Below are 13,938 nucleotides of genomic sequence, written 5' to 3' on the forward strand. Positions count from 1 at the left end.
AATTGAAATACAAATCATTTCCAGTTGAGTATAAGGTTGATGAGTCAAAAAGGGAGATTGAAGCATATGTATCCATTTTTGACCATGTTGATGCAGGGAAAGATAGAGTCAAACAGGGCGCGTTCTTAAAAACACTTCAAGAAGAGCACAAACAACCACGCATCAAGGCTCTCTACCAACACGATCCAAAATGCCCTGTTGGAAGACCACGAGTGATGGAAGAGGATTCGACGGGACTGTTCACCATTACCCCGATATCCAAGACGACACTCGGCAATGATCTCCTTATACTCGCCCAAGATGGTGTTATTACAGAAACAAGCATTGGATACGGTACAGTTAAGGAACAATGGGATCAAGATGAAGGAATTCGCGATCTGATGGAGCTAAAGTTGTGGGAGTACAGTTATGTTACTTGGGGGATGAACGATTTAGCTCTCGTCACAGGTGTAAAGTCTTTGGATCAACTGTGGAACTATCTCGATGTGGTGCATGAGTGTCAAAAAGAAGTAAAGGCTGGACGGATGTTATCGGAGAAAAACCGTCTCTTGGTTCAACAAGCACATGATGCACTGGGCAATCTACTACTTCAAGTGGATGATTCTAAGAATGCAGAAGATCCACACTTAATGGAAGTAAAACGATTGGCTGAAGAGATCCAGTTGGAAGTGGATCTAAATAATATACTAAAAGAGGTGTCGCGCTAATGGCAGATATGCTAAAAGAACTGTTAGAAGGAATTAAACAAAATACAGCAGGGCTCCGATCCGAACTGGATGAATTGAAAAGCAAACATCTATTGGAAGATCCGCTTTTGAAAGAGAAATTGGAACGCTACGATCAAGAGTTTGTAGAACTGAAAAATTCATATGAGAAAGAAAAAAAGGCCCGTGAGCAGGTGGAATTGAAACTGCAACGGGCTAAATTTTTGTCTGGAGATCCTCAAGATCCAATCAGTGAAGAGCAGAAATTGCAGAAAAAAGCCTTTGAGAAATTTATCCGTTATGGTGTAGGAGAATCGTCCAAGGCCTCGTGGGCTCCAGATGAGTGGAAAGCGTTGTCTTCACTCTCTGACCAAGACGGTGGTTTCTTGATTCTCCCCGATTTCGAGAATGAAATTTTGAAAATAGCTCAGAATTCGGCCGAAGTTCGTCCTGTCTCCAACGTTGGAACGACAAATCGAGACCGAGTTCAAGTCGGTAAGATTACCCAACGTGCCGTCATTGGCTGGGGAAATGAAAACGTAGCGGTTGATCCTCAAGACTTGAAGTTTGGTTTAGAAGACATGCCCATCAATGAGATTACTGCGCTTGTGTTGATCCCAAACTCTACACTGGAAGACGCTGGAGCAAATATCTTTAGTGAGTTGTCCATGATATTTGGAGAGGACATAGCGGCCGAAGAGGACGATCAGTTTATGATCGGCCATGGGGTTGGGAGACCAGAAGGAATCCTATCGAATGCCGAAGTACAGTCCCGTTACGTCTCATCGGGAGTGGCTGGAGCTCTCACCGACCCCACGCATAATGGTGTGGATTGCCTGATTCAAGCACAATACAAACTTAAAAAGATCTATCGCAGGAGCGGAGTCTGGGCTTTTAATAGCACGACAGAAGGAATCATCCGCCAAGTCAAAAATGCAAACGGAGATTATGTTTGGCAACCGCCTGTGCAAGCAGGGGCTCCAGCGACCTTACTCGGAAATTCAATCATCAATCCAGAGGGCACTCCCGACATTGCTGCCAATTCGTATCCAATCTTATTTGGAGACTTCCGTCGTGGCTACCGAATTCGAGATCGGAAAGGGATGACAATCCAACGATTGGTGGAGCGTTATGCCGAATATAGACAAACGGGTTTCCTCATTACCAAGCGTGTGGGTGGTCAGGTGGTATTAGCTGAATCATTCGTTCCAATAAAAATTGCCACTAGCTAGTGTTAGTGGCTTTTTCACATCCAGTATCAATATATTTTTTTCTATGTTTTGGCAACGATACAATCGTAGCTCTTATCGCTATTTCCATATACGTTCCTTATATCTCATATTTGTCCATTTTTCACTTAAAGTAGGATTATATTTGCATTCAAGTTTATCCATGCTCACTATTATGATAGCCATGGTATGAGTTAATGCATTGTCGGCTTTAGACACCTTTTCATGAGATGGCATTTGTTGACTATCGAGATCCGTGAGTACGGGAAGTACATTCGTAATCAAGTGATCAATCGGATTAATAATATAATCTTGCTCGTAATAATTGGTAGAGTATTGCATAAAAATCTGATCTAGTTGATCAAATAAACTTGATGGATCATAAGGTCCACACTCATCATTTAGCTCATCAAAAAGTTCAAAGTAAAAATGATTTACTTTGTTGTATAGATTTTCTAATGAGGATCTTCTTATTTTATAAACTTCTGTTCTACGCTGTTCGCGTCCTGCGACTCTACCTGAAACGACAGAACCTATAACAGTTCCTACTACACCAATAGCACCACCAACAAATAATGATAAATAAAAATTTGAATCAGCCAATTCATGTTCCTCCAGTATGAATATTGTTTTAGTTAAAATGATGCCCTTATTAAGGGCTTTTAATTTTTTAAAGGAGAGTGACCATACGTGCATGATGTAAAGAGCAGTATTAAGTTAGTCGAACATATACCAGCTGGATCGCAATCGGCTGGAACAGTAAATGGTACAACCTTAGATCTCCAAGGGTTTACCAATATTTCTTTCTTCATCTCCTGTGGGACGGTTGGAGCAAATGGAACAGTTCAAGTGAAAATTCAACATAGTGATAATGGATCAAAATGGACGGATTCTAGGCAGATTGATACAGGGGATGTAGTTTCTCTCCCACAGCAATCGGCTGTTTTTTCGGATCGGTTACATGTGGTGAACCCAATTCATAGATATTACCGGGTAGTCCTTACCATTGGAACAGCCGCATCAATAGTCGGTGTGATGGTTGTACTGGGTGGAGCGCGTCACAAACCGATTCATTACTAGGAGTGAAGTCAAAATGAAAATTCGAATGATCCATACGATGTCAGGTAGTCCTGATGGATTAACAATATATGTGTATGAGGCAGATCAAATATACGATCTGCCTTCTTCTTTAGCGCGCATCTTCTTAGAAGAAGGATGGGCGAGAGAAGACAAAGCAATGAATAAAGTTCCAGAGGTGAAAGCAAGTGGAAGAGCTCGTAAACGTAGTGACGCTGGAGGAAGCCAAGCACCACCTCCGAGTGGAGATCAATGAGGATGATACGTACATCGAATCACTGATTCAAGTAGCGAGCCAGCAAGCTGGAACGTATACCCGAAGACCTTGGTCTTACTATGGGGCGAATGTTCCACTTCCGATTAAACAAGCTATTCTTCTAATAATCGGGCATCTATATGAAAATCGCGAGAGTGGAACCATTCCCCTACAAGCTGAGTACCTACTTCAACCATACAAGCTGTGGTTGCTATGAAAGCAGGAAGACTTCGACATCGGGTGAAGATTCAGCGATTGGTACTCGGAGAAGACGATGGAATAGGTGGAACGATCCGAAGTTGGGAGGACGTTGGGACTGTATGGGCTAGGGTCACTCCACTGAGTGGAAGCGAAATGGCCACAGCACAACAGATCCAACCGAGTACAACGCATCGTGTGGAGATGAGATATCGAAATAATATTCATTCCAGTATGAGGCTCCTATTTCAAGGGAGGAAGTTAGAGATTCTCTCTGTTCAAAATATCGAGGAGTGTAAGAAAGAGCTCCACTTACTCTGTAAAGAGGTGGGATTAGATGAGCTTTCGGAGTAATTTACCCAAGATGATGAAACAGCTTAAACAGAATGAAAAAAATGCTCTTGAAGCGGTAGGACTCTTTGTTACGAGAGAAACGAAAATCCGATCTCCGGTTGATACTGGGAGGCTTCGTAGTAGTTACCGCCACCGAGTGAATTCAGATAAAAAGAGTGTCCAGATTGGAACGGACGTAACATATGCGACTTATGTGGAAAAAGGGACAAGCTGTTCTAGGCCCCAGCCTCACTTAACACCCGCGTTAGAAGAGAATCAGGCTCAGATTCAGAAGGTCATCGCCACTCAATTAGGGCGTGGATTGAAATGATCGAACTACAACGATTCATTGTGACACAACTGAAAAAGATCCATTCCCGTGTCTATTTAGAATGGACTCCGCAAGATACACCCTATCCTTATGTGGTCTATCAAATTCCAAACAGTAGTGAAGTGAATCGAAGAGAGGACTTTGTTCTTGAAATAAATGTGTGGGATCGACTTCCAGAACCGAGTGGCTCGACCGTTCGTCTCCAAATGTTAGCGGATCAAATGGATCAACAACTGAATCGTCTTATTTATACAGATGAAAGCGGATGGACTGTCCGCTTTTTTCGCATGTCCAGATTGATGCTACCTGATCCAGATCCATCTATTAGACGGAGACAATTGCGCTATGAAATACGAACTTATAGGAGGGATACCTAAATGGCCCATCAAACCCATGGAATCTCGGTGGATACAGTTAAAAATATGCTTTTGGACGCGGGTAGGGTTTATGTGAACTATGGATTAACAGATGAAAGACCGATCGGGGCTACTTCGGGCGGTAATAGCTTTACTGTCGAGAGGGAGATTAAGGAAATTGAGATCGATGGAGCAAGGGGAAAGGTCAAGGGGGCTCGGCGAATCATCAGCGAAAACGCTAGTCTCACCATTAATTTACTAGAGATGAGTCCAGAGAACTTCGAGATGGTATTAACCGCCGCGGATACAACAGACATCTTAGATGCTGACGGAACAACCAAGATTGGGAAAAAAGTATCACCTAGAGGGCAAATTCTAGACTCTGACTATATAAGTAATGTGGCATTAGTAACGGAAGTAAGTGGTTCCAAACAACCATGCGTAATCGTTCTTTATAATGTTTTAGCCGACGATGAGATTGAGTTAGAACTGGAGGATAAGGAAGAAGGAAAGCCAGAGATCAAATTATCTGCGCATTATGATCCTGCCAATTTATCGGCTGTACCCTATGAAATTAGATATCCTGTTATTCCCTAAAAGAGAGGAGAAACAAAATGAGAGAGTTACAACTAGAAGATTTGTTTAAGTTTACGAGAATCTTACGTAAGCTCGATATCAAAAAGGAGATCCAATCTCTTGACTTCCAAAACGTTGAAAATGATTCCACAGGGATCGGAATTCAGGTATTTTGGTTGCTACTGGAGAACTCGGACAAGGCCGAAAAGGAAGTGTATGAATTTCTGGCAAGTGTAGCAGGTGTAACGCCTCAAGAGATGAAGACAATGAGTCTTTCTCAACTAGGAGAGCTTATTCAAGAGTTTCAGAAGATACCTGGTTTAGCAAATTTTTTTCGCTCGGCTTTCAAACAAGTAACGAAGAACTAATGGATTTGCTACTGAGGAGATATGGTGGTGGGATTGAGTATATACTCCACATGCCTTTAGAAGAAGGCATTCTATTTATCTCTACGGTTTTTGAAAAAGAACAAGAGGAGCGAGTTTGGCAAATGTGGCTGGCATTCCATCCGCATATGGATAAGCCTGTTCCTTTTACTCAATATCTTCATCAATGTAAACAGGAAAATGTGGGTTCACAGGAACCGAAGCAAGCCCCAGAACAGATTATTGAAATGGCTGAACGGATCAAGAAAGCAGACCAATCGGCAAGGAGGTGAACCGTTGCAACTTTTTAAGATGTTCGGAGAGGTCATGCTCAAGGGATCGCAGGCTGTCACGAAAAACCTGAAGATCATTGGGCGTAGTGCTCAGGAAGTGAATCAGAAGATAGAAAATATCCGGGACTATCTGAAGATAAAAGTGGATGCAGATACAGAGAGTGCTGAGAAAGATATCGAAGAAGTGGAAGACAAAATAAAGGATCTCCCCAATGAAAAGAACATCAGGATTGATGTAGATACGCATGAAGCAATGTCTAATATGAATGGACTTATGAAGTCGCTCCTAGCTCTGTCTCCTGCTGTACTTCCTGTTTTGTCCACTGTAGCAACGGGAGCCCTTGCGATTGGGAGTGCTTTTGCGGCCGCTGGCATTGGAGCAGTCGGTTTTGGTGCCGTGGCCGCGGGTGTTTTAGGGGATGTTTTTGAGGCTTCCAAGGAGTTAGGGAAAGCACAAGATGCTCTAGATAAAGCAGATAACGCCAAAGAACGTGCCAAAGCCCTCGAGATGCAAAAGGAAGCACTTAAAGGACTGACCGAAGAGCAGAAAAAAGCGGTCATGGCTCTACAAGATTTTAAGTCTTTCTGGGATACGTTCGCTAAGTCTTTCTCGAAGCCTGTGGTAAATATCTTTACTAAAAGTCTAGATGTTTTAAAGAGTGTTCTGGATAGACTGAGGCCTGCAATTGAAGGATCGATGAACGCTGTGGCAGGGTTAGTGGACAGCTTCGGACAAAGCCTAAAAACTGAAGATATGGTGTCATTCTTTGATTGGTTGGGAAAAAGCGCGGGGCCTTCGATCACTGCATTTGGGCAGATTTTTGGTAATGTTTTTAGAGGGATTCTGAACTTGTTGATGGCCTTTGCCCCAAATGCTGAAGGAGTCCTAAGCTGGCTTGTGGAGTCAGCACGAGGTTTTGCCGACTGGAGTTCTGCACTGAAAAGCTCAGATGGCTTTGCGAAATTCATCGGATATGCAAAAGAGAGTGGCCCTATTTTGTTGGGCATTTTTAGGGATATTGCAACCATCATTGGAGATATCATTACCCTGCTGGCACCACTCGGAAGCATTGCAATGAAAGTACTGGGTGGCTTGGTGGAGATTCTAAGAGATGTAATTGGACAAGTGAAAGCTACCTTTCAAAATCTGGATCCGAGCAACATCACTGGTAACTTTCAAAACCTAATCACCTCGATTATCCAAGCCATTGTCGGTGGACTTCCCAGATTGATCCAAATGGGTTCTGACATGATCCAAAAGATTGCAAATGGGATGGGAATCTCCATTCCTGAATTAATGATGCTTCCGATTAAAGCCATCGAAGGATTGATAACCGGTTTCCTTCAAGCGATTCCGCAAATTTTGCAGGTAGGTATCCAGATTATACAGGGACTCTTGCAGGGAATCATGACATCACTTCCTCAAGTGATTGATAGTGTCACCCGTATTATTCCAGAGTTGATTACGACTCTGACGACGATGATTCCTCAACTATTACAAATGGGTGTACAGCTCGTATTGAAATTGGTGGAAGGAATCGTGCAAGCCCTTCCCAAGCTACTTGATAGTGCGATCCAAATCGTGAACAGTCTGGCCCAAGCTGCTACTACGATGTTACCGACTCTACTAAACCTTGGTGTTCAATTTCTCACATCATTGGTGAATGGAATTTTGCAAGCTCTTCCAGCCCTGATTACCCAGTTAGCGACAGTCGTCACAACCCTAGTCAATACCTTGGTGCAATATATCGCGACGAACTTGCCCAAAATCCTACAAGCAGGGCTTTCTATGTTGCAAGGTATCATCGATGGAATCGTGACCAACCTGCCACTCATCTTGCAAGCTGTGATCTCTCTCATCATGACTATCTTGAATACGGTAATTACGAACCTGCCACTTATCATTGGAGCAGGTATCCAAGTTTTACAGGCTCTTTTGACTGGGATTATCAACATGCTACCCTCACTCGTTACACTCGTGGTTGACTTGGTTATGGTACTCGTGGAGGCTCTTGCAACCAACTTACCTATTATCATTGCAGCAGGGGTCAATATACTGGTATCCCTCATAGAAGGGATCATCAAGATGCTCCCCCTTCTTATCGAGATGGCGATCAAATTGATTATGAAATTATTCGAGGCTCTCATGGCGAATCTCCCGAAGATTCTCCTAGCAGGAGTCAAGATTATTGTAGCTTTGGCGAATGGACTCATCAAAGCGATCCCGTCTTTACTTGCCTCCATACCTAGAATTATCGGAGCTATTTTCAAGGCATTTATGGATGTGAGCTGGCTAGATATTGGAAAAGAGATTATAAGTGGGATAGGAAAGGGGATCACTAAATTTGCTGGTTCCCTCTTCGGAACGGTGAAGGATATTGCAAAAGGGTTGCTAAAAAGTGCGAGGTCAATCTTAGGAATTTCATCACCCTCTAAAGTGTTTGCGAAAGAAGTAGGGAGATGGATTCCAGCAGGGATTGCTGATGGAGTTGATGCCAACAGCGGCTCGGTTATGAGTGCTGTAGGAAATATGGGGTTATCTGCACTAGGTGGTTTACCTTCAGTATCTCCTACTTCTAGGTCGTCTGCTATTCAAAACCACATCAACATCCAATTAAATGGAAATGTCAGAAGTGATCATGATCTGGATCGTTTAGCAAAACAGATTTCCGAGATTCTCTACCGACAACAACAACGACAAGCTCGTGTGTAGAAGGGAGGAGAGCGAGATCGTATCCTTTCAATTTAATGGAACGTCGTCGACTGAGTTTCCTTGGCTGATTATAAATAGAGTAGAGAGTCCGATGCTCTCCCCAATTGAAAATAAAATGATAGAGGTCCCGGATCGTTCTGGAGCTTTTTATTTTGGGCAAAAGGTATCCAGTCGAACCGAACAAGTAAAAATCACGATTCTAGCAGATAGCTTGGAAGAGTTAGCTCATAGAAAAAGAATGATCTCAGGCTGGCTTTCCACATCTGAGCCTAAGCCATTCCGCTATTCATATGAGGATAAGGAGTACCAAGCCATCCTCGATGGATCGACCGATCTAGAGAAAACGGTAGCTGATGGAGAGGTGACTCTCTCATTTCTGATTCCTGATCCCTATGCATGTGGGATCGAAGTGAAATCTCAAATTATCGTAGGAGCTCCAAGAGTGACAGAAGACACTCATACTCAAAGATCGTGGTCTGAGGGGAATTTAGACGGAGTGGAAGCAAGTCCAAATGGATTACAGCTTCAAAAGATAGGGATAGATCAGGAAAAATCGATTTCTCAATTTGATACGGGGAATCATCATCAAACACAGGGAACGAGCAAACTTACCTTAGACGGAACGAGTTTACCCACTTCCCAGTCTTATCAGGATGACTTTGCAGATGGTGAAAATATAAACGTTCGAGTAGTGGATGGTACTTTGAGGATCGCCCAGCTTCCTGTTTGGGAAGAGAGGGACAATATGGAGAGTTGGTCTCAATCAGGTTGGGAAGCCAAAATTACGGAGAATGCTGTGTCTCAAACATCAGATGGAGCACGTATCCACTGCAGTGGTGTGAGTGCTGCCTTGGTAAAAGATCACCCTACACTCAAGTTCCCACAAGCATTTGAATTCGTGTATAGACTCAAACCACCTACTTCTCCAACCAATGGTTATGAGAATAAGGCGAGCTTTCAAATAATAGAAGCTCGTGACGGGAAGAACTATCGGTTTTCTATCTCCTTAGATGAGACGTCTACTTTGAAGTGGATTAGGGTCGTGTTAACCAGCCCTACAACTGGTGATGTTTACATCAATGGAATGCATGATCGATCTATTGCTTCTCCCTCTGTGACCTCGTTAACACCAAGAATTCAATTTATTATTGATCATTCCTTACGCAATCAGGGAGATATGGATATTATCCAATTCTATCGGAAGTCAGGAGTTATGCATGAAAAGATTGGATCCATTGGTTTTCCTTATCGAGGGGAGCGAGTAACTCCTCCGATTGACTTATCATCTCTCGGAATCTATCAATCAAGTGAGATCCGCTTTGAAACCCTTACACCAACAGGATTTAACGGCTTCGACTCTACGTCTCATTTGAAGATTAGCATATTGAGAAACGGAAAATGGTCTGATTATCAAACCCTTGTAGTAGGGGAGGGAATACCGGGGCTCTCCAGTGGAGATTCATTGACTGGAGTTCAAGTGAAATTGAAAGAGACCTTAGAGGTTTATGATATAGAACATCCCCCACAAATTATATCTGTGGGAATAGTGGTCAATGGAAAACGTTTTGTTTATTACACGGATGGAAGATATGAGACTCTAGCTGAGGGTCTTCAATCTGTAACCAAGGCAAGAAAGGCCACTTTCTCTTGGCGGGAAACAAAACCCCATGGAACAGAGATTAAGTGTTATTTGGCCTTGGAGATCAATGGCATTCTAGGAGAATTTAAAGAGGTGGCAAACGGAGCGGATATCCCACAAGTTAATCCAACTATGGATCTCACGAAAGCCAAACTCTTTGTTCGATTTGATCTACAAACCACTGATCCGAAGATAACTCCGGAGGTTAACAGCTACAGTTATCACTTCGTAACAGCCTATAAACCAAAAGGAGAACGGATTAGTAAAGGTGTTGCTCTCTCATCTCTTAAATCCATCGAGGAATCATCTATTACGTGGGACACCACGCCAGATTCCTCTCCGGATGTGGAACTCTATGTTCAATTTGTGGAGCCGAGCCAAACTCCTACTTCGAATGGTTGGTACTTGGTCAAAGATAATCCGTCTACCATTCCAAATGTGGATCTTACAAAAAGGTTGTATACCAAACAGGTCATTACGAGTGACGGTATGACTACACCCACTCTTCAAAGGCTTTTGTGGGAGATAGAAGAGAAAGCTGGAAACATTGTTCTCTATGATGGAACGATCAAAGCCTATCCGAAGATAAGGATTACGTTTAATCAAGTGGTTCCAGATCAATTTAAAATCCACCATCAAGAAACCGGAAAGCAACTAATTTTGAATCGTTCCTTTCAGATTGGAGATGAGGTGGAGATTCAAAATCAAACAGGAAAAGTAACAACCAATGGTGCTCTGGACATGGTTTCCCTGTCCATACAGAGTGCTTTTTTCTTTTTGCAACCAGGGAGCAACACCTTTATTGTTAGCCCTGAAAATGTGTGTACCGTCTACTTGGAATGGAAGGAGAGATTTCTCTAATGGGACCAATACTTTATGTGTTCAGACAGGAACAATTGATTCAAATCATATCAAACGAACTGCCAGATGGGCTTCCCCTACCTTCTTGTATTCTCAAAGAACAAATCAATGGAGAAATATCTCTTACTTTTTCTATTCCTTCTAATCATTTAGATTCACAGAATGTGCAGGTTGGGGATGTGATTGTGATAAAAGATCTCGACTCAATTCATAGGGCCTTCTTGATAATTGATGAACAGGAAACTCATAGTGATGAATTTATTCGAGAGTTCTATAGTGAAGATCTTGGAATCAATGAACTGAATGATGAAGTGGTAACCGATGTCCGTTCACAAAATACTAGTGCCGAAGTAGCCCTATCGCGGATTCTCAAAAATACTCGATGGCAGGTCGGGAATGTCGATAATTTAGGAATCAATAGCACAAATGTTTATTATGAACCAGTAATGGATGGTATTAAGAAAGTGCTCCAGACTTGGGGAGGAGAGTTACGATTCCGTGTTCAAATGAACAGTCAAAACCAGATCACAAAAAGGTATGTGGATCTCGTATCTAGGCTGGGGAGGCGCACAGGAAAGCGGTTTGAGTTTGGTAAGGATCTCACGAATGTAGAGCGAGTTGTGGATATCAAGTCTCTGAAGACGGCTCTCTTTGGACGAGGCAAAGGAGTGGAAGACGAGGACGGAACGGGATATGGTCGTCGCCTTACCATTGCTGATGTGGAATGGCGAAAAGGGAAGGGTGATCCTTGTGACAAACCACTGGGTCAAGAATGGATTGGAGATCCTGAAGCATTGAAAGTCTGGGGGCATATCAATTCTGATGGTTCCAAACGACATCGATTCGGTGTGTTTGTGGATGAAGAGGAAACCGATGCAGCTATACTCCTACAAAAAACATGGGATCGGCTTCAAGAGATGAAGAAACCAGCCATTACGTACAAAATGGATGTGATCGACTTAGAAAGAGTCTCATCATGAGATGGTCACAAGGGGGTGTAGCTAATGACTACATTTGACTATAAACATGAAGCAATCCGTTTAGGAGATTCCACTTATGTGATTGATCGTAATTTCCCAGTTGATGTGGAGCTAGAAGCACGAATAACTGAACTAGAAAGAGATTTAATCTCCCCTGAGAATACAAAGGTGACACTAGGGAACGTGCTTGGAGATATCGGCTCTTATGTGAAAGATCTTCAGGCTGAACTGAAGAATAAAGTATCCATTGGTGATCCAGTTGGCTGGCTAGAGGGAGCGAGAGATCTTGAAAACATCGAGTTCGAGAGGTCTGGAGCTTATGTTTATATGAACGATGTGGATGGATTCTTAACGACCAACCGTCCTCTAAGAAATATAGATAATCCACCAGACGCAGCCGTGCAAATTAGATCAGCAGGAGTGAGAATAGCTAATAATTTAAAGCCAGATGGAGGTTTCGATTGGAAGACATTCATGACGGCGGGTGGAATGATTGCCGATTGCATCACAAGTGGAAAGGTTCGAACGAACGATGTGGAAATCGGTGACGACGATGGAAAAATACTTCTGACTGGAGGAAACCTCACGATTAAGGGTGGAGGACTCGAGGTCTACTCTACTCCCAGTGCCACAGACAACGGAGTGATGATACGTGGGAACCGTATCTCAACCAATTTTGTAAAGAATCCCGAATTCCTCACTCCACCCAATGGATCAACGGATTGGAAACTATACTCTGGTGTTAAGTACGATCCATCTGCTAATAAGATGTCGATTGATTGCTCAGCCACCATGAATTTTATTGGGATTGATCAGATGCTAGATATCTATCATCCGAAAGCAACCTTTCAAGCCCTCTTTCGAACGAATAGTTTTGGGGGCTCTACACCTAAGTCGGCCCGAATTGTACTCTACAACTATGATAGAAACGGACAGCAATTAGAGAGTCGGATTCAAACAGAAGTATTCTCCCTCTATCAAAAAAATCTATTATTAACCATGCCAGTTGTTTTTCCCGTGGATACGGTCAGATGTCGATTGTGGATACAAGTAGAGTTTGACAAAGATGAAGAAAAAGCGATGGAGATCCTCTGGGTGAGGGGAAGTTATGATGATGTTGTTTCCCAACAGCAATTAGATATGTATCCCAAGGATATCTATAATCTCGATTCGAAACCCGAGGTACAGATATTCCATGTGACCATCAGCCACTCAGGATTGGGATCCGGAGTATATCGCAATTGTGGTAGGGTAAAGTTCGATCAGCCGTTTTCTCCACCGGGAGAACTTGGCAGTATGATTGTTCTACTCACACCCTATGGAAGTAAATCAGTAGACTACCACGCAACTGCCTATTCAGTAGATAGAGCTGGTTTCAACTTATACATTCGGACTCTTACCAGTATACCGTCAGGAGAGCTGGAGGTTCACGGTCTGGCTTATAGGGCTGGATATATGGGGAATGTGGGGCTATCGATTTAAGGAGGTGGGAGAGTGTAAATATGGGAGAACTTCAGATTCAAGAGTTGGTTGCTAAATTAGATAAGCTGGATGAGAGGCTGGGTCATATGCAAACGGATCTGGCGGTAATTCGAGAGAAGCAGTCCAATGAAGTCTATCGCCTTCAGCTGGATATAGAAAGACTAGAAATGGATTCAAAAGACATACGTCAAGATGTGAAACAACTTCATGAAAAAATATCAAACCGAGATAGATTGTTGGTAAGTACATTACTGGCAGCTGGTCTCGGTCTTTTTGTGTGGTTAATACAACGAGGATAAGAGAGGGATATGCAATGACAAAAGATAAGCAGAGATGGAGAAATAAAGGGTTATGGGTGAGTCTACTAGCAGTCATTCCAGTTGTGCTGGAAGCGTCAGGAGTTAGTTTACTACCTAACCAACTAGAGGCAGGAAAAGAAGCTGTAATGTCTTGCCTTGGACTTCTTGTTGTTTTGGGTGTTTTAAGTGACCCGACCACTCAAAACACGGGTTTTCTAGATGATCAAAAAAGGGAGGACAACTAAT

16 protein-coding genes and 1 pseudogene are annotated in these 13,938 nt (G+C 42.9%); 16 read left to right on the top strand and 1 reads right to left on the bottom strand.

All coding sequences use genetic code 11. The features are described 5' to 3' along the window. Positions 1 to 2: 2 nt before the first annotated feature. Positions 3 to 707, top strand: a complete 705-nt coding sequence (locus tag J2Z48_RS10305; protein WP_307253232.1) for an HK97 family phage prohead protease — start codon at positions 3 to 5, stop codon at positions 705 to 707. After that, entirely contained in the window at positions 707 to 1,936 is a 1,230-nt protein-coding gene (locus J2Z48_RS10310; protein ID WP_307253233.1) for a phage major capsid protein, read from the top strand. Before J2Z48_RS10305 ends, J2Z48_RS10310 begins: the two co-directional genes overlap by 1 nt. Before the next feature lie 78 nt (positions 1,937 to 2,014). On the opposite strand, the gene J2Z48_RS10315 is transcribed toward J2Z48_RS10310, so the two are convergent. Further along, positions 2,015 to 2,536, bottom strand: coding sequence for a hypothetical protein (locus J2Z48_RS10315; protein WP_307253235.1), 522 nt, complete (start codon positions 2,534 to 2,536; stop codon positions 2,015 to 2,017). A gap of 87 nt (positions 2,537 to 2,623) precedes the next feature. Between J2Z48_RS10315 and J2Z48_RS10320 the strand changes: the two genes are divergently transcribed. From J2Z48_RS10320 to J2Z48_RS10390, 14 genes and pseudogenes are all read left to right on the top strand, one after another. Beyond that, positions 2,624 to 3,013: a hypothetical protein gene (locus tag J2Z48_RS10320; protein ID WP_307253237.1), complete on the top strand. Its 390-nt coding sequence runs from the start codon at positions 2,624 to 2,626 to the stop codon at positions 3,011 to 3,013. Positions 3,014 to 3,026: 13 nt separating this feature from the next. Next, the gene (locus J2Z48_RS10325; RefSeq protein WP_307253238.1) at positions 3,027 to 3,266 is read left to right on the top strand and encodes a hypothetical protein; all 240 of its coding nucleotides are present in this window, start codon (positions 3,027 to 3,029) and stop codon (positions 3,264 to 3,266) included. Beyond that, complete coding sequence (locus tag J2Z48_RS10330; RefSeq protein WP_307253240.1) at positions 3,199 to 3,483, top strand: head-tail connector protein; 285 nt, start codon at positions 3,199 to 3,201, stop codon at positions 3,481 to 3,483. The genes J2Z48_RS10325 and J2Z48_RS10330 overlap by 68 nt, the downstream gene beginning before the upstream one ends. Positions 3,484 to 3,506: 23 nt before the next feature. Beyond that, the gene (locus J2Z48_RS10335; protein ID WP_307253242.1) at positions 3,507 to 3,818 is read left to right on the top strand and encodes a phage head closure protein; all 312 of its coding nucleotides are present in this window, start codon (positions 3,507 to 3,509) and stop codon (positions 3,816 to 3,818) included. Beyond that, positions 3,802 to 4,128 (top strand): HK97-gp10 family putative phage morphogenesis protein, encoded by a 327-nt coding sequence (locus J2Z48_RS10340; protein ID WP_307253244.1) that lies wholly within the window; start codon positions 3,802 to 3,804, stop codon positions 4,126 to 4,128. Before J2Z48_RS10335 ends, J2Z48_RS10340 begins: the two co-directional genes overlap by 17 nt. Further along, positions 4,125 to 4,505, top strand: a complete 381-nt coding sequence (gene gp17, locus J2Z48_RS10345) for a tail completion protein gp17 (RefSeq protein ID WP_307253246.1) — start codon at positions 4,125 to 4,127, stop codon at positions 4,503 to 4,505. The genes J2Z48_RS10340 and gp17 overlap by 4 nt, the downstream gene beginning before the upstream one ends. Next, the gene (locus J2Z48_RS10350; RefSeq protein ID WP_307253248.1) at positions 4,506 to 5,081 is read left to right on the top strand and encodes a hypothetical protein; all 576 of its coding nucleotides are present in this window, start codon (positions 4,506 to 4,508) and stop codon (positions 5,079 to 5,081) included. Between the two features lie 17 nt (positions 5,082 to 5,098). After that, a complete protein-coding gene (locus J2Z48_RS10355) occupies positions 5,099 to 5,428 on the top strand; it encodes a hypothetical protein (protein WP_307253249.1) in 330 nt (109 codons plus the stop codon). After that, positions 5,428 to 5,718, top strand: a complete 291-nt coding sequence (locus J2Z48_RS10360; RefSeq protein ID WP_307253251.1) for a hypothetical protein — start codon at positions 5,428 to 5,430, stop codon at positions 5,716 to 5,718. Before J2Z48_RS10355 ends, J2Z48_RS10360 begins: the two co-directional genes overlap by 1 nt. 4 nt (positions 5,719 to 5,722) lie before the next feature. Continuing rightward, positions 5,723 to 8,431 (top strand): phage tail protein, encoded by a 2,709-nt coding sequence (locus J2Z48_RS10365; RefSeq protein WP_307253252.1) that lies wholly within the window; start codon positions 5,723 to 5,725, stop codon positions 8,429 to 8,431. Continuing rightward, complete coding sequence (locus J2Z48_RS10370; protein WP_307253254.1) at positions 8,424 to 10,931, top strand: distal tail protein Dit; 2,508 nt, start codon at positions 8,424 to 8,426, stop codon at positions 10,929 to 10,931. Before J2Z48_RS10365 ends, J2Z48_RS10370 begins: the two co-directional genes overlap by 8 nt. Next, positions 10,931 to 13,393, top strand: a pseudogene (locus J2Z48_RS15755) (phage tail spike protein). The gene J2Z48_RS10370 and the pseudogene J2Z48_RS15755 overlap by 1 nt, the downstream one beginning before the upstream one ends. Before the next feature lie 20 nt (positions 13,394 to 13,413). Then, positions 13,414 to 13,692, top strand: a complete 279-nt coding sequence (locus J2Z48_RS10385) for a hypothetical protein (protein WP_307253258.1) — start codon at positions 13,414 to 13,416, stop codon at positions 13,690 to 13,692. A gap of 14 nt (positions 13,693 to 13,706) precedes the next feature. After that, entirely contained in the window at positions 13,707 to 13,937 is a 231-nt protein-coding gene (locus tag J2Z48_RS10390; protein WP_307253260.1) for a phage holin, read from the top strand. The last annotated feature ends 1 nt before the right edge of the window (position 13,938 follow it).

It is taken from the genome of Croceifilum oryzae, from assembly GCF_030814315.1.
Lineage (GTDB): Bacteria > Bacillota > Bacilli > Thermoactinomycetales > Thermoactinomycetaceae > Baia > Baia oryzae.

Bases quoted from the DNA above. Each gene is read 5' to 3' on its own strand.
- J2Z48_RS10310 (WP_307253233.1), top strand. From the start codon at position 707: ATGGCAGATATGCTAAAAGAACTGTTAGAAGGAATTAAACAAAATACA.
- J2Z48_RS10360 (WP_307253251.1), top strand. From the start codon at position 5,428: ATGGATTTGCTACTGAGGAGATATGGTGGTGGGATTGAGTATATACTC.
- J2Z48_RS10355 (WP_307253249.1), top strand. From the start codon at position 5,099: ATGAGAGAGTTACAACTAGAAGATTTGTTTAAGTTTACGAGAATCTTA.
- J2Z48_RS10350 (WP_307253248.1), top strand. From the start codon at position 4,506: ATGGCCCATCAAACCCATGGAATCTCGGTGGATACAGTTAAAAATATG.
- J2Z48_RS10390 (WP_307253260.1), top strand. From the start codon at position 13,707: ATGACAAAAGATAAGCAGAGATGGAGAAATAAAGGGTTATGGGTGAGT.
- gp17 (WP_307253246.1), top strand. From the start codon at position 4,125: ATGATCGAACTACAACGATTCATTGTGACACAACTGAAAAAGATCCAT.
- J2Z48_RS10340 (WP_307253244.1), top strand. From the start codon at position 3,802: ATGAGCTTTCGGAGTAATTTACCCAAGATGATGAAACAGCTTAAACAG.
- J2Z48_RS10325 (WP_307253238.1), top strand. From the start codon at position 3,027: ATGAAAATTCGAATGATCCATACGATGTCAGGTAGTCCTGATGGATTA.
- J2Z48_RS10385 (WP_307253258.1), top strand. From the start codon at position 13,414: ATGGGAGAACTTCAGATTCAAGAGTTGGTTGCTAAATTAGATAAGCTG.